This is a genomic window from Streptomyces sp. NPDC060035 (assembly GCF_042736635.1).
GTDB lineage: Bacteria > Actinomycetota > Actinomycetes > Streptomycetales > Streptomycetaceae > Streptomyces.
In genome coordinates, this window is record NZ_JBHWVO010000015.1 from 77,608 (window position 1) to 98,162 (window position 20,555).

At 69.9% G+C, this 20,555-nt stretch carries 21 protein-coding genes; 13 read left to right on the plus strand and 8 right to left on the minus strand.

Annotation, left to right across the window (positions count from 1 at the left end; translation table 11 throughout):
* The 3 genes from ACFWBQ_RS23335 to ACFWBQ_RS23345 are packed head-to-tail and all read right to left on the minus strand — an operon-like array spanning position 1 to position 3,106.
* Positions 1-840, minus strand: a complete 840-nt coding sequence (locus tag ACFWBQ_RS23335; RefSeq protein WP_385492284.1) for a carbohydrate ABC transporter permease — start codon at positions 838-840, stop codon at positions 1-3.
* Positions 837-1,802 (minus strand): carbohydrate ABC transporter permease, encoded by a 966-nt coding sequence (locus ACFWBQ_RS23340; RefSeq protein ID WP_385492286.1) that lies wholly within the window; start codon positions 1,800-1,802, stop codon positions 837-839. The genes ACFWBQ_RS23335 and ACFWBQ_RS23340 overlap by 4 nt, the downstream gene beginning before the upstream one ends.
* 38 nt (positions 1,803-1,840) lie before the next feature.
* Entirely contained in the window at positions 1,841-3,106 is a 1,266-nt protein-coding gene (locus tag ACFWBQ_RS23345; RefSeq protein WP_385492289.1) for an extracellular solute-binding protein, read from the minus strand.
* Between the two features lie 249 nt (positions 3,107-3,355).
* Here ACFWBQ_RS23345 and ACFWBQ_RS23350 point away from each other — a divergent pair, with 249 nt between their 5' ends.
* The 8 genes from ACFWBQ_RS23350 to ACFWBQ_RS23385 all read left to right on the plus strand — a co-directional run bounded on the left by ACFWBQ_RS23350 (position 3,356) and on the right by ACFWBQ_RS23385 (position 10,113).
* Positions 3,356-4,198, plus strand: coding sequence for a GntR family transcriptional regulator (locus tag ACFWBQ_RS23350; RefSeq protein ID WP_385492292.1), 843 nt, complete (start codon positions 3,356-3,358; stop codon positions 4,196-4,198).
* Between the two features lie 70 nt (positions 4,199-4,268).
* Complete coding sequence (locus ACFWBQ_RS23355) at positions 4,269-4,520, plus strand: hypothetical protein (RefSeq protein ID WP_385492295.1); 252 nt, start codon at positions 4,269-4,271, stop codon at positions 4,518-4,520.
* Positions 4,517-4,894 carry a helix-turn-helix domain-containing protein gene (locus tag ACFWBQ_RS23360; RefSeq protein ID WP_385492298.1) on the plus strand — a complete coding sequence of 126 codons (378 nt, stop codon included), beginning with the start codon at positions 4,517-4,519 and terminating at the stop codon, positions 4,892-4,894. The genes ACFWBQ_RS23355 and ACFWBQ_RS23360 overlap by 4 nt, the downstream gene beginning before the upstream one ends.
* 166 nt (positions 4,895-5,060) lie before the next feature.
* Positions 5,061-5,582, plus strand: a complete 522-nt coding sequence (gene uraD, locus ACFWBQ_RS23365; protein ID WP_385492301.1) for a 2-oxo-4-hydroxy-4-carboxy-5-ureidoimidazoline decarboxylase — start codon at positions 5,061-5,063, stop codon at positions 5,580-5,582.
* Positions 5,583-5,587: 5 nt separating this feature from the next.
* Complete coding sequence (gene uraH, locus ACFWBQ_RS23370; protein WP_385492304.1) at positions 5,588-5,980, plus strand: hydroxyisourate hydrolase; 393 nt, start codon at positions 5,588-5,590, stop codon at positions 5,978-5,980.
* A 6-nt stretch (positions 5,981-5,986) separates the two neighbouring features.
* Complete coding sequence (gene pucL, locus ACFWBQ_RS23375; RefSeq protein ID WP_385492307.1) at positions 5,987-6,910, plus strand: factor-independent urate hydroxylase; 924 nt, start codon at positions 5,987-5,989, stop codon at positions 6,908-6,910.
* A gap of 154 nt (positions 6,911-7,064) precedes the next feature.
* Entirely contained in the window at positions 7,065-8,462 is a 1,398-nt protein-coding gene (locus tag ACFWBQ_RS23380; protein WP_385492310.1) for an 8-oxoguanine deaminase, read from the plus strand.
* Between the two features lie 235 nt (positions 8,463-8,697).
* Complete coding sequence (locus tag ACFWBQ_RS23385; protein ID WP_385492313.1) at positions 8,698-10,113, plus strand: nucleobase:cation symporter-2 family protein; 1,416 nt, start codon at positions 8,698-8,700, stop codon at positions 10,111-10,113.
* 78 nt (positions 10,114-10,191) lie between these two features.
* On the opposite strand, the gene ACFWBQ_RS23390 is transcribed toward ACFWBQ_RS23385, so the two are convergent.
* Together ACFWBQ_RS23390 and ACFWBQ_RS23395 are read right to left on the minus strand one after the other, a co-directional pair.
* A complete protein-coding gene (locus ACFWBQ_RS23390) occupies positions 10,192-11,070 on the minus strand; it encodes a chitosanase (protein WP_385492316.1) in 879 nt (292 codons plus the stop codon).
* Between the two features lie 172 nt (positions 11,071-11,242).
* Positions 11,243-12,043, minus strand: a complete 801-nt coding sequence (locus ACFWBQ_RS23395; RefSeq protein WP_385492319.1) for a chitosanase — start codon at positions 12,041-12,043, stop codon at positions 11,243-11,245.
* A 64-nt stretch (positions 12,044-12,107) separates the two neighbouring features.
* On the opposite strand from ACFWBQ_RS23395, the gene ACFWBQ_RS23400 reads away from it, so the two are divergent.
* Positions 12,108-12,791, plus strand: a complete 684-nt coding sequence (locus ACFWBQ_RS23400) for an alpha/beta fold hydrolase (RefSeq protein WP_385492322.1) — start codon at positions 12,108-12,110, stop codon at positions 12,789-12,791.
* Between the two features lie 100 nt (positions 12,792-12,891).
* Positions 12,892-15,042: a hypothetical protein gene (locus ACFWBQ_RS23405; RefSeq protein ID WP_385492325.1), complete on the plus strand. Its 2,151-nt coding sequence runs from the start codon at positions 12,892-12,894 to the stop codon at positions 15,040-15,042.
* A 69-nt stretch (positions 15,043-15,111) separates the two neighbouring features.
* Here ACFWBQ_RS23405 and ACFWBQ_RS23410 read toward each other — a convergent pair whose 3' ends face one another.
* Positions 15,112-15,717 carry a TIGR03086 family metal-binding protein gene (locus ACFWBQ_RS23410; RefSeq protein ID WP_385492327.1) on the minus strand — a complete coding sequence of 202 codons (606 nt, stop codon included), beginning with the start codon at positions 15,715-15,717 and terminating at the stop codon, positions 15,112-15,114.
* A 131-nt stretch (positions 15,718-15,848) separates the two neighbouring features.
* On the opposite strand from ACFWBQ_RS23410, the gene ACFWBQ_RS23415 reads away from it, so the two are divergent.
* The gene (locus ACFWBQ_RS23415) at positions 15,849-16,826 is read left to right on the plus strand and encodes a fibronectin type III domain-containing protein (RefSeq protein ID WP_385492330.1); all 978 of its coding nucleotides are present in this window, start codon (positions 15,849-15,851) and stop codon (positions 16,824-16,826) included.
* Between the two features lie 341 nt (positions 16,827-17,167).
* Positions 17,168-17,524: a hypothetical protein gene (locus ACFWBQ_RS23420; protein ID WP_385492333.1), complete on the plus strand. Its 357-nt coding sequence runs from the start codon at positions 17,168-17,170 to the stop codon at positions 17,522-17,524.
* A 31-nt stretch (positions 17,525-17,555) separates the two neighbouring features.
* On the opposite strand, the gene aceB is transcribed toward ACFWBQ_RS23420, so the two are convergent.
* Together aceB and ACFWBQ_RS23430 are read right to left on the minus strand one after the other, a co-directional pair.
* Entirely contained in the window at positions 17,556-19,175 is a 1,620-nt protein-coding gene (gene aceB / locus ACFWBQ_RS23425; protein ID WP_385492336.1) for a malate synthase A, read from the minus strand.
* Between the two features lie 255 nt (positions 19,176-19,430).
* A complete protein-coding gene (locus ACFWBQ_RS23430; protein WP_385492339.1) occupies positions 19,431-20,036 on the minus strand; it encodes an NTP transferase domain-containing protein in 606 nt (201 codons plus the stop codon).
* A 203-nt stretch (positions 20,037-20,239) separates the two neighbouring features.
* Between ACFWBQ_RS23430 and ACFWBQ_RS23435 the strand changes: the two genes are divergently transcribed.
* Positions 20,240-20,542: a DUF5955 family protein gene (locus ACFWBQ_RS23435; protein WP_329214973.1), complete on the plus strand. Its 303-nt coding sequence runs from the start codon at positions 20,240-20,242 to the stop codon at positions 20,540-20,542.
* Positions 20,543-20,555 lie beyond the last annotated feature (13 nt).

The following is a 20,555-nucleotide window of genomic DNA, read 5'->3' on the forward strand; positions in this document are numbered from 1 at the left end:
TCAGCCCTTGACGGCGCCGGCCGCGAAGCCGGAGGTGACATGGCGCTGGAGGAGCAGAAAGATCACCAGTGCGGGCAGGGCGAAGAGCGTGGAGGCGGCCATGGTGGCGCCCCAGTCCGTGCCGAAGGTGTTCTGGAAGGAGGAAAGCCAGACCGGCAGGGTGCGGTTGTCCTGCTGCTTGATGATCAGGAAGTTGGCGTACGCGAACTCGTTCCAGGCGGTGATGAAGCCGAAGAGCGACGTCGCCATCAGGCCCGGGGCGAGAAGGGGCAGTGCCACCCGTCTGAAGGCGCCGGTCCGGGTGCACCCGTCGACCTGCGCCGCCTCCTCCAGCTCGGGCGGAATGGTCGCGATGAAGCCCCGCAGCACCACGATCGTGAACGGCAGCGTGATCATGAAGTAGACCAGGGTCAGCGTCGGCAGCCGGTCGAGCATGTCCGTGTCGCGGGAGATGATGTAGATGGGGATGATCAGCGACTCCCAGGGCGCCATCTGGGCGATGAAGACCAGCAGCATGAACTGCCGCCGGCCCTTCCATCTCATCCTGGCGACGGCGAACGCGGAGCCGAGCGCCACGACCAGCGCCAGCAGGACCGCGCCGAGTGTGACCAGGATGCTGTTGCGCCAGAACAGCTCGAACCCGTCGGCCTGTACGGCCCGCCGGAAGTGGTCCAGCGTCCAGGTGTACGGAATGAGCTGCGGGTCCGCCGACTGGATGTCCCGGGACGGCTTGAAGGCCGTCGAGATCATCCAGTACACGGGGAAGAGGCAGACGACGACGGTCACCGCAGCGGCGGCGTTCAGCGGGATCCGCCGGATCCGGGGGCGTAGCAGGGTCATCGGAGTTCGTCCTCCTGGCGGAACATCTGACGGAAGTAGAGGACGAGCACCCCGGACATCAGGACCACGGTGACCATCGAAGCGGCGGAACCCAGGTCGTAGCGCTGGCTGGAGAGCGCCGTCTGGACGGCGTACACGGGCAGGATCGTGGTGGCGTCGCCAGGACCGCCGCGGGTCATCACCCAGATCTGCACGAACGCCTTGAAGGTCCAGATCACCTCCAGCGAGAAGACCAGCATGAAGATCGGCCGGAGCATCGGGAAGGTGACCGAGCGGAAGATCCGGACGCCGGACGCACCGTCGAGGCGGGCCGACTCGTAGAGCTCGGCGGGCACGGTGGTGAGCGCCGAGTAGAGGGTGATCGCCGCGAACGGCACGGACTGCCACACGATCAGTACGACGAGGATCACGAAGGCCGCCGTACCGTTCGCGAACCACGGGTACCGGTCGAACGAGCCGAAGCCGAGCGAGGTCAACAGCCAGTTGACGACGCCGAATTCGGAGTGGAACAGCCACTGGAAGACCGTGGTGGCCGCGACCACCGGCATGGCCCAGGCGAGCACCAGCGCGCACAGGACCGTGGTGCGCCCGGCCCGGCCGAGCCGCTCCGTCATCAGCGCGACCAGGGTGGCGATGACCATGATCAGTACGACGTTGACGGCCATGAAGACGAAGGTGCGGCCGACCACCTCCCAGAACCGCGGGTCGGCCAGCAGCGTCCGGTAGTTCCGGAGTCCGACGAACTCCGCGTCCCCGCTGATCAGTTGGCGGAGCCGGAAGTCCTGCAGGGAGATCAGCACGGCCCGTGCGAGCGGGTACACGAGCAGGTAGAGCATGCCGCCGATCGCGGGGGCGATCAGGGCGTACGGCCAGAGGTTGTGCGAGGGGCGGGGCCGCCGCCCCGGCGGTGCTCCCGCGGGGAGTCGGGTGCGTGGTGCGGTCCGTTCGCGGACGACCGGCACGGCAGGCCTCCTTTCGGTGAGGGGAAGGAACGGGCCGGTCAGGAGCCGGCGTTCATGGCCCGGGTGATGTCGGCCGAGGCCTTGGCCGCCTCCTTCGCGGCGTCGCGGCCGGTGAGAACCGCGGTCATGTAGTCCTTGATCGGGTTCTCCGCCTCCACCGCGGCCCAGCCGGGCGTGTTGGGCGTCGCGTGGCCGTTCGCCGCGCCGACCGCCATCGCGGAGGCACCCGGGTCGCCGGCCACGGACGAGGCCAGCGTGGTCCGGTTGGGTACGTAGCTCATGGCCACGGCGAGCTTCTTCTGCCAGGTGTCGCCCGTCAGCTCCTTGATGAACGTCAGCGCCTCGTCGGGGTGGCCGGCCGCGGCGGGCACGACCAGATCGGATCCGCCGGTGAACACGGCGCCCGGCGTGCCGGCGGTCTTGCCCGGGATCGGGAAGAAGCCGAGCTTGCCCTTGAGCTCGGGGTTGTTCTCCATGACCACGTTCGCTCCGCCCGGGGTGGAGATGACCTGGGCCACCTGCCCCTGCGCCATCACTTCGGCCTGCGGCGGATCGTCCTCGTCGGAGTCCTTGGGGCCCTTGCCGAGCGCCTGGAGCTGTGCGTAGAACTCCATGCCGCGAAGCGCCTCGGGCGTGTTCAGCGCGCCCTTCCACGTGCCGCCCGACTCGGTGGCGAAGTCGCCGCCCTCGTCCCAGATGAAACCGCCCAGTGCGTACCAGAGCTGGCCGGGCAGGTAGATCCCCTGCGTACCGCCCTTGTTGAGCTTGGTGGTGGCGTCGATCCACTGGCCGCGCGTGGTGATCGCGGCGGCGTCGACCCCGGCCTTGTCGAAGAGGTCCGTGCGGTAGATGACGACCCGGTTGGCCGCGTAGTAGGGGATGCCGTACTGCTTCCCCTTGTACGAGCCGGGCTCGGCGAGGCCCTTCAGCCAGTCCGTGCCGTTCAGCTCGGTCTTCTTGTCGCTGAGGTCCAGCAGCCCGCCGCTCTCGGCGAACTGCGCCACCTGGGTGTTGCCCGCCTCGATCACGTCCGGGGCGTCGTTGCTGGCCAGTGCCGCGGTGATCTTCTGGCCGATACCGTCCCACTCCTGGATCTGGATCTTGACCTTGATCTCCGGGTGCTGAGCCTCGAAGCCCTTGACGAACTCCTTCTGGAACGTGGCCGAGACGCTGTCGCGCATCAGCCAGACGTCGACCGTTGCCACACCCCCGGCCTCACCGGCGTCGTCGGAGGAGGTACTACAGGCACTGAGTGCGGCGGCCATCACAAGCGCGGAACCACCGGCAAGCAAGCGGTACTTCACGGTTCACCTCAACGGGAGCAGGACCTGACCACCTGACCAGTGAAGCCCACTGGACAGCTCACCTCTTGATGGTGGATGAAGGTGGCATAGACCAATGGGACCGTCAACCCCTTGTGTACAAAGGGCCTTTGGTGATCTCTGGGTGCCGGAGTCCTCTGTCCTCGTCCCGAAGGACGGCTACACTGCCCTGACCAGTAGCCGCCGCTTGGTCAACTGGTAAGAGAAACGTGACGTCAGAAGGGGGAGGGCATGGCAGCCGACGTACCGGGGACGGTGCTCAAACGGGAGCGGGCCCGCGACGCCGTCCTGGAACTCATCGAGTCGCGCAGCCCGGGGGACGCCATTCCCTCCGAGCGCGCCCTCTGCGCCCTGCTCGGCGTGTCCCGGCCCACCGTGCGCGCCGCGATCGACGAGCTGGTGGCCGCCGGGCTCCTGGTCCGCGAACACGGCCGCGGCATGTTCGTCGCACCCGAGAAGATCACCCAGGAGCTCGTCTCCGCCGACCTCGCCCTGAGCGTCCCGCAGGCGGCCGGAGCATGGTCGAGCCGACTGCTGGAGTTCACCACCCTCCAGGCCGGCGCCCGGGTCGGCCGAAAGCTGCGGATGTCGCCCGCCGAGGAGATCGTGTACGTCGCCCGGCTGCGCCTGGTCGACGGTGCACCGATGGCCATCGAGCATCTGCACATCAGGGCGGCGCTCGTCCCCGGCCTGTCCGCCCAGGAGCTGGAGAGCGGCGACCTGTACGAGCATCTGCGGGACACCCACCACGTGCATGTCCACGAGGCGGTCCAGGCCATCGAGCCCACCGTCGTCACCCGGGCGGAGGCACGGCTCCTGGAGGTCCCGGAGCTGTCCCCGGCGCTCCTCTTCGAGCGGCTGACCTCGGACACCACCGGCAGGCCCGTCGAGTACGTCCACTCGCTCTACCGGGGCGACCGGTACCGGATCGTCTCCCGGCTCGCGCTCGGCCCGGCGGCTGCCGCGGCGGGGCTGGTCAGGGACGGGCACCACCCCGGCATCCCGCCCGGCGACTTCGCGCACGGCGACCCGATCACCTCCTCCACCCGGGGGGACATCCAGTCGGGCTCCTGACCGCTGTGCCTTAGGGTCGGGAGCCAGCCGTGCGAGCCGACGACCGCGGCGGGGACATGAGGGAGGCACCGTGCGCTTGAGGGTGGAATTCACCACCGAGCCCTTCGATCTCGACGAGGCGCCCGCCCATGCGGTGGTGGCCCGTGAGGTGATCCGGACGGCCGAGCTGGACGCAGTGGATGTCGGTCCGTTCGGCAACACGGCGGAGGGCGGCGCCGACCAGGTCCTCACGGCGGTGGACTCCCTGCTGCGCAAGGCCCTGGCATCGGGTGCCACCCGGGTCTCGCTGCAGGTCAACGTGATCGGGGAGGACACCCCGTGACCGGGCAGGCGGACCACCCCCTGGTCGCCGCGGTGAAGCCGCTCGTCGACGCCATGGGCGCCGAGCTGCTGGGGCCCGAGCAGGCGGAGGCCGACGACGTGGTGCTCGCCTGGGAGGGGCAGGACGTCATAGCCGTGAGGCTTCCGCAGCTCTCCGACTCGCTCGACCACATTCTGGCCGGGATGGAGCGGCGGCACGGAATGCCGCTCGCCGACCTGGACCGTAAGACCAAACAGCGGATCGTGCGGACTCTGGAGGCACGCGGTGCCTTCGCCGTGCGGCATGGCGTGGAGACCGTGGCGGGCGCCCTGGGGGTCAGCCGCTTCACCGTCTACAACTACCTCAACCGTGAAAACGGCACCAAGGGTGAGTAGTTGACCGAAGGGTGAGCCGATCCCACAGAGAGCCGCTGTCCGGATGCCGGGACGGCGGCTCTCCGCGTTCGCAGAATTTCAACAAACTGTTGACGTGATGTTGTGAAAGGCGTTAGCTATCCGCAGCCCGTACAACGCACAGCGAAAAACAGCCACGGAGGCTCCCGTGACTTCGAGCTCCACACCGGGCCTGGCCCGGTTCAACACCCTGGCGGCCGGCGAGGCCGCTGCCGCGCTGCACGAGGTGTGCGCCAGTGCGGCGTGGGGGAGCACCGTCCTCGCCCGCCGGCCGTACGCCACCGCAGAAGCCCTGTTCTCCACGAGCGACGCCGCCATGGCGGAGCTCTCCCCGGAGGATCTGGCCGAAGCGATGGCAGGCCATCCGCCGATCGGCCGCCCGAAGCCGGGGGATCCGGCCTCCGCCCGTGAACAGCGGGGGATGGCCGGAGCGTCCGAGGAGCTCAGGACCGAGATGCTCGAACTGAACCTGGCCTACCAGGAACGATTCGGCCACGTCTTCCTGATCTGCGCCACCGGGGCCACCGGCGAGCAGATGCGCGACGCGGTGAAGTCCCGGATCGGGAACTCGTCCGAGCAGGAGCGCGAGATCGTGCGCACCGAACTGGGCAAGATCAACCACATCCGGCTGACCCGCCTCGTACAGGACCCCCCAGAACAAGGAGCGTGACGGCCTTGAGCACCGAAACCACCGCATCGGTGTCCACCCACATCCTGGACACCAGCATCGGCCGCCCCGCCGCAGCAGTCACTGTCTCCCTCGCCGCCCGTAGCGGCGGCGACGCGCAGTACGTGACGCTCGGCGGATCCGCGACCGACGCGGACGGGCGCTGCAAGGACCTGCCGGCCCTGCCGGAAGGCACCACCCACGTGCGGCTCGTCTTCGACACCGAGTCGTACTTCACCAGTCAGAAGCAAGCCGAGGCGCAGCAGGACGCCCCCCGCGTAAGGGACAGCGGTGCGTTTTTCCCGGAGGTGGCGATCGCATTCGCCGTCATGCCGGGCGAGCACTACCACGTACCGCTGCTGCTCAACCCGTTCGGCTACTCCGTTTACCGAGGGAGCTAGCAGACAATGCCCACGATTCTCGGCCAGAACCAGTACGGCAAAGCAGAGAACCGCGTCGTCAAGATCACGCGGGACGGCGACACCCACCACATCAAGGACCTCAATGTCTCCGTCGCCCTCTCCGGCGACATGGACGAGGTCCACTACTCCGGATCCAATGCGAACGTCCTGCCGACCGACACCACCAAGAACACGGTGTTCGCGTTCGCCAAGGAACACGGCATCGAGTCCGCCGAGCAGTTCGGCATCCACCTCGCCCGGCACTTCGTGACTTCGCAGGAGCCGATCCAGATCGCACGGATCCGGATCGAGGAGTACGCCTGGGAGCGCATCGCGACCTCGGACGGCAAGTCCAGGTTCATCGGCGCCGACGAGGTCAACCACTCCTTCGCCCGCAAGGGCCAGGAGCTGCGCACCACCCAGATCACCTTCGACGGCGAGAACTGGGAGATCATCTCCGGTCTCAAGGACCTCACCGTCATGAACTCGACCAACTCGGAGTTCTGGGGCTACGTCAAGGACAAGTACACGACGCTCAAGGAGGCGTACGACCGCGTCCTGTGCACCGACGTGTCGGCCGCCTGGCGTTACAACTGGACCAGCGACGGCGAGCGGATGCCCAACTGGGAGAAGTCGTACGAGCAGGCGAAGAAGCACATGCTGCAGGCCTTCGCCGAGACGTACTCCCTCTCGCTCCAGCAGACCCTGTACCAGATGGGTTCGCGGGTCATCAACAGCCGCAGCGAGATCGACGAGATCCGCTTCTCGCTGCCGAACAACCACCACTTCCTGGTGGACCTGGAGCCCTTCGGCCTCAAGAACGACAACGAGGTCTACTTCGCCGCCGACCGGCCGTACGGCCTCATCGAGGCGACGGTGCTCCGGGACGGTGTCGAGCCGAGGATCCCGGTCGACATGACCAACCTCTGACGCAGTACCGAGCCGGCCTTCCGCCGCCCGCAGCCAGGCGGGGGGCCGGACGTCCTCTTCACACCTCGGCACCCACGGCCTCGACGCCGTGGCACTCAAATCCTCCTAGGGTCCTGCCGTGCCCACATCGCCAGAGACAGAAGAAGGAAGCACCATGGCAGCTTCGGCGGACCCCAGGCCCACACAGCGCATCGTCATCGAGAACTGTTCGATCGCGACCGTCGACGCCCACGACACCGAGTACGCCTCGGGGCATGTCGTCGTGGCGGGCAACCGCATCGAATCCGTCGGCGCGGGCAGCGCGCCCGAAGGCCTCGCCGATGTCGTACGACGCATCGACGGCACCGGCCACCTCGTCACACCCGGTCTGGTCAACACTCACCACCACTTCTATCAGTGGATCACCCGGGGGCTCGCGACCGACCACAACCTCTTCGACTGGCTGGTCGCCCTGTACCCGACGTGGGCGCGCATCGACGAGCAGATGGCCCGCGTGGCCGCGCAGGGCTCGCTCGCGATGATGGCCCGCGGCGGTGTCACCACCGCGATGGACCATCACTACGTCTACCCGCAGGGCTCGGGCGACCTGTCCGGCGCGATCATCGGCGCGGCCCGCGACATGGGCGTACGGTTCACGCTCGCCCGCGGCTCCATGGACCGCAGCGAGAAGGACGGCGGACTGCCGCCGGACTTCGCCGTCGAGACCCTCGACGGTGCCCTCGCCGGCACCGAGGCGACCATCGACGCACACCACGACGCTTCGTTCGACGCGATGACCCGGATCGCCGTCGCGCCCTGCTCGCCCTTCTCCGTGTCGACCGAACTCCTCAGGCAGGGCGCCGAACTGGCCCGCCGCCGCGGAGTGCGGCTGCACACGCACGGATCGGAGACCGTCGAGGAGGAGCAGTTCTGCAAGGAACTGTTCGGCATGGGCCCGACCGACTACTTCGAGTCGACGGGCTGGCTCGGCGACGACGTGTGGATGGCGCACTGCGTCCACATGAACGACTCCGACATCGCCGCATTCGCCCGCACCGGAACCGGCGTCGCGCACTGCCCGTCCTCCAACGCCCGCCTCGCCGCGGGCATCGCCCGCGTCCCCGACATGCTCGCCGCCGGCGTCCCGGTCGGTCTCGGCGTCGACGGGACCGCGTCCAACGAGTCCGGCGAACTCCACACCGAACTGCGCAACGCCCTCCTCATCAACCGTCTCGGCGCCCACCGCGAGAAGGCCCTCAACGCCCGCCAGGCCCTGCGCCTTGGGACGTACGGCGGCGCGCAGGTCCTCGGCCGCGCCCAGGAGATCGGCTCCCTGGAGGCGGGCAAGCTCGCCGACCTCGTCCTCTGGAAGCTGGACACCCTCGCCCACGCCTCCATCGCCGACCCGGTGACCGCACTCGTCTTCGGCGCGGCGGCCCCCGTCACCCTCTCCCTCGTCAACGGCAGAACTGTCGTCGAGGACAACCACCTGATCACGGTGGACGAGGACGCCATCGCCCGCGCGACCCGCGACGAGGCCAGGCGTCTGGCGCAGATCGCCGCCGGAGCCTGACGCTCCGCACGCTCCCCCCCGACCGGCCGGCCCAGGGGGACGGCCCTGGGCCGGCCACCGTGGCCCCGAACAGGGTCCACGGCAGCCGGTGCGAGGGCGGGTACTCACACGTACGCGCCCTCGCACCGGTGACGAAAGCTGCCGCATCAGCTGCACGACCTGCACCAACGCACCACTCAGCACCACCTCCCTGACACCCACGTCCCCGACGTGCACCCGACCGGAGGAAGCCGCCGTGGCAGCCACGCCCAGGTTTCGCACAGAGATATCCGAAGGAACCGACCGGAAACACCCGGTCGACGAGACACTTCCCCCACTGAAGATGTTCACCAGCGGTCTGCAGCACGTGGCCGCGATGTACGCGGGTGTCGTGGCCCCGCCGATGATCGTGGGACCCGCCGTCGGCCTCACCGCGAAGGAGACCGCCTTCCTGATGGGGGCGAGCCTCTTCACCGCGGGCATCGCCACCCTGCTCCAGACCCTCGGCTTCTGGCGCATCGGCGCCCGGCTGCCGTTCGTCAACGGGGTGTCGTTCGCCGGGGTGACCCCGATGATCGCGATCGGCAAGGACCGGGGGCACGACGGCATCGCCGTCATCTTCGGCGCGATCATCGTCGCCAGCCTTCTCGGTTTCGTACTCGCCCCGTACTTCTGCAAACTCGTCCGGTTCTTCCCGCCCGTCGTCACCGGCACCGTCATCACCCTGATCGGCGTCTCGCTGCTGCCGGTCGCCTTCACCTGGTCCCAGGGCGGAAACGCGGGCGCCGACGACTACGGCTCGACGACCAACATCACGATGGCCGCCGTCACCCTCGTGATCGTGCTCGCCCTGCGCAAACTCCTGCGCGGCTTCCTCCAGCAGATCGCGATCCTGCTCGGGCTGGTCATCGGCACGCTGATCGCGATCCCGGTCGGCATCACCGACTTCGGGACCCTCGGGGACGCCGACCTGGTCGGCTTCCCGACTCCGTTCCACTTCGGCGCCCCGCAGTTCGAGATCGCCGCGATCGTCTCGATGTGCATCGTGATGCTGGTCTGCATGACCGAGTCCACCGCGGACATGCTGGCCCTCGGCAAGATCGTCGGACGTCCGGCGGACGAGCGGACCATCGAGGGCGGTCTGCGCGCCGACACGCTGGGCAGCGCCATCAGCCCGCTCTTCAACGGCTTCATGTGCAGCGCGTTCGCCCAGAACATCGGGCTGGTGGCGATGACCAAGGTCCGCAGCCGCTTCGTCGTCGCCGCGGGCGGAGCGATCCTCGTGGTGCTCGGACTGGTTCCGGTCGCCGCGTCCGTCATCGCTCTTGTACCGCTGCCCGTACTCGGCGGCGCCGGCATCGTCCTCTTCGGCTCCGTCGCCGCGAGCGGTATCCAGACACTGGCCGCCGCGGCCCTGGAGAAGGGCGAGAACGCGCTGATCGTCGCGACCGCCGTCGGCATCGGCCTGATCCCGATCGCCGCGCCGGACTTCTACCACGCGTTCCCCGAGGACCTGCTCGTCGTCCTCGATTCGGGCATCTCCACGGGCTGCGTCGTGGCGATCCTGCTGAACGTTGCTTTCAACCACCTGGGCCGCAAGCCGGAGACCGACGAGCGAGCCGCAGGAAACGAGCAGTCGAAGGACCCGGTGGTTCTGCCCGTCGCCCACTGACCGGGCGGGTGCCCGGGCCGGGGCGCGTACGACGGAACCTCACGGGAACCGCCGTACGCGCCAGTGGCGTTGGCCGTGTCAGCCGATGTGGAAGCTGTCGCCGTACACGTGCCAGTCCAGCGGCGGATCCAGATTCAGATTGCCGTTCCGCAGGAACACCCGCTGCGCGGTGTCCACCCGGCTGGTGTCCGAGTGGGCCTCCTCCTGCTTCATCGCCCAGACCCGCGCGTCCAGGAACGCGTCGAGGTAGGCGACCTCGTCGCCGCCCTGCGACGGCGGCCGTGCCTGCGCCAGGGCCATCCGGCGGATGGAGCCGAAGCCCGTGCTGTCACTGCCGCCGCCGTGCATGACGATGGCGTCGTAGTACGCGAACTGGCCGAGCGTGCCGAGGCCGTCGGCCTTGCCCTGGCCCACCGCGGGATCGAAGTACACCCGGTCCCGCTCGTCGTTCTGAGCCTGTTCGAAGGCCGGGTCGGACGCCGCCTCGGCCCAGTCCCCGGTGAAGCCCGGGTCGAGCCCCTCGTGCGAGTCGGAGCCGTCCACCGCGCGCAGGGCGGGCAGGTACTTCGCGAGTACGTTGCCCGGCTCGCGCTCGGTGTACAGCTCGATCAGGTCGAGCATGTCGCCGGTGCCGGAGCAGAATCCGATGATGCCGGCGGTGTAGCCGCGGCCGTCGCCGATGTCCTCGATGTAGCCGTACTGGGCCTTCCAGTCCAGCGAGGAGTTCTCCGCGCTGGACACGAGCTGCATGGCGATGTCCTTCTTCGCGGGATCGTCGAGCCCGGTCGCGGCGGCCTCCAGGTGATGAGCGGCCGACGACGTGGGGGCGCCGGCCTGAGCGGTGACCGGAATCGCTGCGAACGTCAGCCCGAGGGCCGCTGCGGCGAGACCGATGGGGCGGGTGAGGCGAGTGAGATGGATGGTGCGACGTGCGGTGCCATTGTGGGGGTAGTGCACCAGTCCTCCAAAAGGGAGTTCGTCGTTCCGATGTTCTGTTAGGAAGCTTTCCTATCAGCTGTTGGAGCCTGCGGTACAGCCCTCCGGCACGGATTGACCGGGCTCTTTTGCGTACACGGAAAAGCCCCGCACCACGCGCAGACGCGCGGTACGGGGCTCAGGGTGGTGACGCTCAGTGGTCGATGCGGAAGCTCTCGCCGTACACCTTCCACCGCAGCGGCGCTTCCAGCTGGAGCCTGCCTTCGCGTACGAACACGCGTTGGGCGGACTCCACGCGGCTTGTGTCGCTGTGCGACGGCTCCTTGCGGATCGCGGCCACACGGGCATCGAGGAAGGCATTGAGATAGGCCTCCTCGTCGCCCCCCTCGGAGGGTGGCTCGGCCTTCGCGACGGCCTGGGCGCGCATCGAGCGGAAGCCGACGGTGCCTGCCGCGTCCTCGTAACCGTGCATCACATAGGCGTCGTAGTAGATGAACTGGCCCAGGGCGCTCAGTCCGTCGGCCTTGCCCTGCTCGACCGCAGGATCGAAGTAGGAGCGGTCACGCTCCGTGTTCTGCGCCGCCCGGAACGCCGGGTCCGACGCGGCCTTCGCCCAGGCCTCGGTGAACGGGCTGCCGAGCCCCGCGTGCGCATCGCTGCCCTTCACCGCGCGCAGCGCCGGCAGGAAGCGTTCGAGCGTGTTTCCGGGGCGCGCCGCCCCGTAGCGCTCGACGACCTTGAGCATGTCGCCGGTGCCGGAGCAGAATCCGATGATGCCGGCGGTGTAGCCGCGGCCGTCGCCGATGTCCTCGATGTAGCCGTACTGGGCCTTCCAGTCCAGCGAGGAGTTCTCCGCGCTGGACACCAGTTGCATGGCGATGTCCTTCTTCGCTGGATCGTCGAGCCCCTTCTCGGGGGCGTTGGCGTCCGCTCCGGAGCAGCCCGACAGAGCGAGGGCCACGGCGACGGTGAGGGCGCGACACAGGTGTTTCACACGACAAGCGTGCCAGGTGGGGGCCTGGGACCGGAGCGCGTCCGACGGCGGTAGCGTTCAGGGCATGGAAGATCGGTCTGTTGTGGATGTCGGCGATGTGCGGCTGGCGTATACAACCTGGGGTGACCCGTTCGGCTCGCCGGTGGTGCTGCTGCACGGCCTCGGCGGCTCCGCCGCGAGCTGGGAGCCGACGGCGCGGCTGCTCGGCGAGGAGTGGCGGGTGTACGCACTCGATATGCGCGGGCACGGCGAGAGCGACTGGCCCGACGAGTACACGTTCGAGCAGATGCGGGACGACGTCCTCGGCTTCCTCAACGAGTGCGATCTCCCTCGGGTGGGCCTCGTGGGCCACTCGATGGGCGGAGTCGTCGCCTACTTGCTCGCCGAGGAGCATCCGGACCGGGTGGAGCGGCTGGTGCTGGTGGAGACCCCGCCGCCGTTCCCGGGGCAACTGGTGGGCGACGGCCACCCCACCGGACCGGTGGACTACGACGAGAACGCCCTCCCGGCCGTCAGGGCGCAGATCGCGGCTCCCGACCCGCGGTGGGAGGAGGAGCTGGGGCAGATCGTCGCACCGACACTGATGATCGCCGGCGGACCCGAGAGCGGTATGCCGCAGGAGCGTCTGCCGGACATGGCCTCCCTCATTCCCGACTGCCGGCTGATCACGCTGGGCGGCGGTCACCAGGTGCACCAGCGGCACGCGGACGAGGTGGCTCAGCAGATCACCGAGTTCTTCACCAGCTGAACCCGTCGGCGGGCTGCGCCCGGGCCCGGCTCGAGGTGCCGCCGGGCCTGGCCGGGGCGTGTCCTGGGCGTTGTCAGTACCGGGTGCCAGGATCCGTCCCATGGATCTCGCACCCTTCTTCGCCGATCTCGAAGCCCAGCCGTGGGCCACCTACCAGCATGCCTACGGCAGCGCCGCCGACGTGCCCGACTGCCTGCGGGCGCTGGCGGACGAGGGCGAGGAACAGGCCGCCGAAGCGCTCGGCGAGCTGTACGGGAGCATCCTGCACCAGGGCTCGGTGTACGAGGCCACGGCACACGCCGTCCCGTATCTGGCACGGCTCGCCGGTGAGGGCGTCCGCACCGCGGAAGTGCTCGCCCTGCTCGGCGGGATAGCGGAGGGCGGGGCGGACGAGGGGGAGAGCGACGAGGCCGCCTGCCGACGGGCCGTGACTGCCCAACTTCCCCTGCTGCTCGCCTCGGTGGAGGCCGGGAGCGCCGACGTACGGCAGGCCGCGGTCTGGGCGGCGACCATGACCGGGGCCGCGGACCAGGTGTGTCCGGTGCTGCGGACCCGCTTCGCCACGGAGGACGAGCCGCTGGTACGGGCCGAACTGCTCGGCGGCCTGGCCCGTCTGGACCCGGCGGGCACGGCAGATCTGGCGGCCGGAGCCATCGGTCCGGACGGGCCGGGGGAGCTCCGGATCGCCGCGCTGCTCGCCTGCGTGGACACGGGCGTGCCCTGGACCGCCGTGCACCACGAGGCGATGCTCGACCTGCTCCCCGCCGACGAACTGGTCTCCGGCCGCATGGACCTCGACCGGAACGAACCCCTGCAGTATGTGGTCTCGGAGCTCCTGATCCGTGACACGGACGCAGACCGCGACGCCGTGTACGGACTCCTGGACACCGCGTTGCGCAGTGAGCGGCCCGAGGTGTGCACGGAGGCCCTGTGGGCGGCGGAGTCCGCCTGCCGGATTTCACGCAGTGCGCCCGACCGGCTGGCGGGCCCGCTCGCCGCCGCGGTACTCGGCGACCCTCCGGCCGTCGGGCGGGCGCTGTCGCTCCTCAGGCTGCTCGGCCGCCGCGCCGCCGCCGTGGCCCCCGCCCTGGCCGAACTCGCCGCGACGGACGGCGACCTGGCCGACCGGGCACTCGAAGCTCTGGTGAGTGTGGACCCGGAGCGGGCCGTGCGGCTCCTCTCCCGTGACCTGGAGAACCGGCCCCGGGCACTCGGCGCCGCCTGCGGCGGGCCGCTCGAGGCCTCGCCCACGGTCTCGTTCGACGCCGGACTGCTCTCGGCGGTCCGTGCCCGGCTGGCCACACCGGAGAAGCTGAGGGCCAACGAACCCTTCCGGTACGCGGCGCTGCTGGAGTCCTGGGGGAGCGGGGCGGCCTCGGCCCTGCCCGAACTGGGCGCCGCACTGCGCAGGTTCCCGCAGCCGATGGCGAGGGCTCTTGCCGCCGTCTGCCCTCCGGGAGACCGCGAGGCGACGAGCGGGCTGCTGCGCCGGGCGGCCCGGTCGGGACCGCCGGAGGCCCGGCTCGCCGCGGCCCGAGCCGTGTGGCAGCTCACCGACGACGCCGGTCCCCTGCTGACCGTCCTGGCCGCGCAACTGACCGGCGACGGGGGCCGCGTACGGGAGGCCGCGTCCGCCGCCGCCGAGCTGGGACCGCAGGCGGCGGAGCTGGTGCCCGCCCTGGTGGCGGCGGCAAGCACTCCCGGGACGGGCCGTGTCATTCCGCACCTGGACGCCGATGTCGCGATCGCCGAGGCGCTGTGGCGGATCACGGGCCGGGCGCAGGAGGCGCTGCGGCTCCTGGCCGGAGTGCTGGGTGAGACCGAGCTGAGCTGGATCCGCTGGACATTCGTCCGGGCCGCGCGGGTCGCCGCCCAGCTGGGGGGCCAGGGCCGCCCCCTGGCGCCCGCGCTGGAGGGACTGCTCGCACATCCGCGCCACGCCCCGGCCGCGGTGCTCGCCCTGCACGCCATCGCGCCGGGGACGCTCGATGTCCGCGCGGCGGCCGGGCTGCTGCTGGACTCGGCTGAGGAGGACGCCGACCCGGCCACGGCCCTGGAGGCGCTCCTGGCCCTCGGCCGGGACGCGCTGACCGAGGACCACGGACGGCGGCTTGCCGCGCTGGCCGAGCGGGACCTGAGGGTGACGGCCTCCGGCGTGGAGACCGCCATCGCCCCCACCGACGACCGGCTGCGGGAACAGGCCAGGGAGGTGTTGCGGGCACTGCGGCCCCCGGCTGCCGCGGGGGTCTGAGAGGCGTCCGGGCCCTTCCGCTCCGGGCTCGGAAGCATCCGGGGCGCGAGCTCGTCAGGCCCCCGGCCGTCAGCCGCCCGGCCGCCAGTCCGGGCGGCGACCGCTCAGAGCGATCACGCGGTCGAGCAGCGGCGCGTCGTGCGGAATCGGCACCGGCGGGCCGAAGAGCGCACCGGGCCCCCGCCCGTCGTCCACGGGAGCAAGCAGCGCCTCCGACGAGCGCAGGCTCGCCTCGTCCGCCCGGAATTCCTGACCCGTCGACCTGGCCAGATCCCAGCCGTGCACGACCAGCTCGTTCGATACGACCATGGCGGCCACCGAGGCGGGCAGATCCACCCCGCCGGCCTGGGTCATGCCCTCCCAGGCAGCCGGAGCACGCCACGCCATGACGAGCTCGTCCAGCAGCGGAGGCAGCGACTCGCGCCAGTCGTCGGGGAGGACCGGCAGCGCCGAGTCCGGAGAGGTGTCCGTCGTCGGCCCGAGCTCCTTGCGTGCCGCGTCACGGAAGGCGACGGACAGTCCGAGTACATGGGCGAGCAGTTCACGGACCGAGTAGTCCGGGCAGGGCGTGGGCCCGGACAGCTGCCGGTCGTCGACGGAGCCGACCAGCTCGCCGATCCGCCGGGCCGCGGGTTCCAGGTCGAGGGCGGGCGCTGTCCCGCTGTGCGTATCCATACTTCTTCAGACTCTTCCGGAGCCGAGAACTCATCGCGGACATTGCGGAACGTTCCGATCCACCCCTTGTCGGCACCCCCACCGGCATGGCATACAGGTCTGGACCATTGCTCCGGACGGAAGGCGTCACCGTGCAACGCCCCCACGCACGCACCGCGTTGGCCTGCTCCGCCGCCCTGCTCCTCGCCGCACTCACGGCCTGTGGAGGAACCGCAGAAGCGGACACCCAGAAACCGACGGCACCCGAAGGAGTGACCGCACAGGCGGGCAGTGCCACGTCCGTGCACGTCATGTGGGACCAGGCCTCGGACAACAAGGGGATCACCGGCTACGAGGTCTACCGCGAAGGCAGGAAGGCCCGGTCGGTACCGGCCACCAAGCGGATGATCGACATCGACGGGCTGGCCGCCTCCACCGCGTACACGTTCACCGTCCGGGCCCGCGATGCCGCAGGGAACCTCTCCGCCCCGAGCGCCGCCGTCCCCGTCACCACTCCCGCCCCCAGCCCCACCGACGCCGAGCCGCCGACCGGTCCCGTGAAGCTGCGCGGCCAGGCGGAGAACGGCAGGACGGTCACCCTGTCCTGGGGCGGCTCCACGGACGACGTGGGCGTCACCTCGTACGACATCTACCAGGAGGACTCCAGGATCCACAGCGTGCCCGGCACGCAGACCACGGCCCGCCTCACCGGATTGCGCCCCGGCACCGTCTACACCTTCACCGTCCGTGCCCGGGACGCCGCCGAGAGATCCTCCCCGGACAGCAACGCGCTCGACCTCACCACCGCCTCCGCCAGCGGTGCGCCGGCCAGTACGGCGCCCACCGGACTGCGGACGAAGGCGGCCGCCGAGGGCAAGGAATCCGTGATCGACCTCTCCTGGGACCAGCCGGACACCGGCGGCACGATCCCCGCGTACCAGCTGCACCTGAACGGGAAGCTGACCACCACGATCGTCTGGGGCGGCACCCCGCCCGCGGGCAGGGCGACCTACCGGCTCACCGCCACCGACCCGCCCGGCACGCGCTACTCGCTCAAGATCCGGGCCAAGCTGCCCGACGGGACGTGGGGGGACTTCTCCGCCCAGCGCACCGTCGTGGTCACCGGCTGACGGCGCCGCCCGGGCAGGGGCCGCACGCGGTGAAGTACCGGCCCCCGCCCCGGGCCGCCCGGTGCCGGCACAGGAGGAGGCGAGCCTGCCATGCCGGGTGCGGGACCAGCCCTACGCGTGGTGAGCCGGGGCCATGTCGCGCACAGCGCCTGCCGGTACTTCCTGTGGCACGGAACGGTGGATCGTGTGCGGTGGGAGCGCCAGTTGGTGTGGCAGGGCGCGAGGTGCGGCGCCGAATTCGGCGTCCGGATGATAGGTTTCGAACGTGTTCAATAATGAGGGTGCGGTCGGTCGATCCGAGAGGTCGCTCTCCGGTACGCCGTGACGAGAGGTCTGCAACGATGAGTCGTGCCGGTCGTCCCCGTACAGCCCGGATCGTGGCCCTCGCGTACGTCGTCGCCATGTCCGTCGGCGGGCTGATCGTGGGCGCCCAGGGCTCCTCGCACGCGGGTCCGTTGCTGTTCTGGTTGTCGCAGCCCGGGCTGAACTTCCTGTACGTCTTCGTCCTCATGCCGCTCACCGCGGTGTTCGGCGACCTCGGTGGAGGAGGGGGCGAAGCCGGTGCATCCAGCTCGGCTCTCGCGTGCGGGCTCGGGGCGGCCGTGAATGTGCTGCTCGTGCGGGCCGCGGTCTGTTTCCTTCGCGTGGTCGCCGCCGAACTGCCCATGTGCCGAAAGCGCCGTACCCCCGTCCGGTGACGGACAAGGGGGTACGGCGCTCCTTCGTGGCTCAGCGCAGCTGTTCGTACGCCGGCAGCGTCAGGAAGTCCGCGTAGTCCTGGTCCAGGGAGACCTGGAGCAGCAGGTCGTGGGCCTGCTGCCACTTGCCCGCGGCGAACGTCTCGTCGCCGAGCTCCGCGCGGATCGCGGTCAGTTCCTCGGCGGCGACCTTGCGGGCCAGGTCCGCGGTGGCGTGTTCGCCGTTTTCGAAGACCACGTCCGCGTTGATCCACTGCCAGATCTGCGAGCGCGAGATCTCGGCGGTGGCCGCGTCCTCCATCAGGTTGAAGATGGCGACCGCGCCCATTCCGCGCAGCCACGCCTCGATGTAGCGGATGCCGACCGCGACGGCGTTGCGCAGGCCGTCGTACGTGGGCTTCGCGTCCAGGGTGTCGATGGCGATCAGGTCGCCCGCCGCCACCTGGACGTCCTCGCGCAGGCGGTCCTTCTGGTTCGGCTTCGTGGCCAGGACCGCGTCGAACGAGGCCATCGCGATCGGGACGAGGTCCGGGTGTGCGACCCAGGAGCCGTCGAAGCCGTCGTTCGCCTCGCGGTCCTTGTCCGCCTTGACCTTCTCGAAAGCGACCTTGTTGACCCCGGCGTCGCGTCGCGACGGGATGAAGGCCGCCATGCCGCCGATGGCGTGCGCACCGCGCTTGTGGCAGGTGCGGACCAGGAGTTCGGTGTACGCGCGCATGAACGGGGCGGTCATCGTGATGAGGTTGCGGTCCGGCAGGACGAACTTCGGGCCGCCGTCACGGAAGTTCTTGACGATGGAGAAGAGGTAGTCCCAGCGGCCGGCGTTCAGCCCGGAGGCGTGGTCGCGCAGCTCGTAGAGGATCTCCTCCATCTCGTACGCGGCGGTGATCGTCTCGATCAGGACGGTCGCGCGGACCGTTCCCTGCGGGATGCCGACGTAGTCCTGGGCGAAGACGAAGATGTCGTTCCAGAGGCGGGCCTCCAGGTGCGACTCCGTCTTCGGGAGGTAGAAGTACGGGCCCTTGCCGAGGTCGATCAGCCGCTGGGCGTTGTGGAAGAAGTAGAGGCCGAAGTCGACCAGTGCGCCGGGCACCTGGGTGCCGTCCAGCTGGAGGTGGCGCTCGTTCAGGTGCCAGCCGCGCGGGCGGGTGACGACGGTCGCGAGCTCCTCGGCGGGCTTGAGGGCGTACGACTTGCCGGACCCGGGGTCGGTGAAGTCGATGTTCCGGGTGTACGCGTCGATCAGGTTGAGCTGGCCGGTGATCACGTTCTCCCACGTGGGGGCGGACGCGTCCTCGAAGTCGGCGAGCCAGACCTTGGCGCCCGAGTTCAGGGCGTTGATGGTCATCTTGCGGTCGGTCGGACCGGTGATCTCCACCCGGCGGTCGTCGAGCGCGGCCGGGGCCGGGGCGACCTTCCAGGAGTCGTCCGCGCGGACCGCTTCCGTCTCCGGCAGGAAGTCCAGCGTGGAGGTGCGGGCGATCTCGGCTCGGCGCTCGCCACGACGGGCGAGCAACTCGTCACGCCGGGGCGTGAACTGCCGGTGCAGCTCTGCCACGAACGCGAGAGCCGCATCGGTCAGGACCTCGCCCTGCCTCGGCAGGGGCTCGGCATCGACGATGGCCAGCGGGGACGGCGCTGGTGCGGACATGAGCTGTCACTCCTTCAGCGGGTGGTGCGGGCGGCGGCCCACAGCCGCCGGGTCGCCTGGGGCGGCACGGGGTGCCATGGCTCCGGGATGCGGCTGTGGGGGCCGTCCGGGTGCGGAAGTGGCACTCCGCGCTTCTGATCAGTGGATATTAGTTTCCTCATAGTGGAAGTTCAATGGTTTGTTGATATCGAGATTCTCCGGGTCGACAGAAGTGCGGAGGAGATGGCGCACCGTGCCAGGTCGGGTACCCTCCGCTCATTTCAGGTGCCCGAGGTCCTCCGCCGTGTCGATGTCGTACGCCTGAGCCACATCGGAACACTCGACGAGCGTGATCGCATCGCCATGCGTCCGCAGATAAGCCCGCGCACCCTGGTCGCCGACCGCGCCCGCCGTGACGTCCGGCCACCGCGCGGCGCCGAACATGACCGGATGGCCGCGCTGTCCGTCGTACATCCCTGCTGCCAGGCTCGTCCGGGACCGGTACGCCGACCGCACCCGCGCCACCGCCTCCGCGCCGATACCCGGCTGGTCGACCAGCAGGACGAGCGCCGCGTCCACGTCCGAACCGGTGAGCGCATCGAGCCCCGCCCGCAGCGAGGAGCCCATGCCCTCCTCCCAGCGGGGGTTCACGGTCACTGTGCACCTGGAGAGGTCCGCCCGGGCCCGTACCTCGTCGGCCGAGGCGCCCAGCACCACATGGACCGGGCCGCACCCGCCGTTGCGCAGCGCCCGGACCGCGTGCTCGACGAGGGGGTGCCCGTGGTGTTCCAGGAGAGCCTTCGGCCGGCCGCCGAGCCGGCGGCCGCCACCTGCGGCGAGCAGTACCCCGGCGACCACAGGGATCCTTTGTTTGTGAGCCATGCGCTCTGGATACCACTCCTCTGTTCGCACTGGCGAAATGGAGGTCACTCCCAGGGGGTACCCTCGATTTCCGGCCGCGGAGTGGCGCACGCCACCTTTCATGGCGTTAACTTACGGACAGTCCCAGGCACTTGACCGCCGCCCGGGACAGGGGTCGATACACGGCACAAAGACGTGCGAGGGGGAGTGCTTTGTTGCGAAGCGTGGGGCAGAAGCGGTTGACCGGCAGTGATGAGGATCCGCGGGTTGCGGAGTTGCGTACGGCCGTATCCCGGCTCCGCCGCGAACTGGCCGGACACCCCGTCGAGTTCCCCGACCGCGGAATCGCCGAGGACGAGCTGGCCGCGCTGGACGCCATGGCGGTCAGCGGAACACCCGAGATTCCCCGCTTGCGCCGTTCCCTCCTGCTGGTCGCGGGGGCGATCGGCTCGGTCAGCGCGCTCGCTCCCGGTCTGCGGGACGTAAGGATCGCCGTGGACCTCTTCGGGGAGCCGCCGCGCCCCTGAGGGCAGCGCGCCC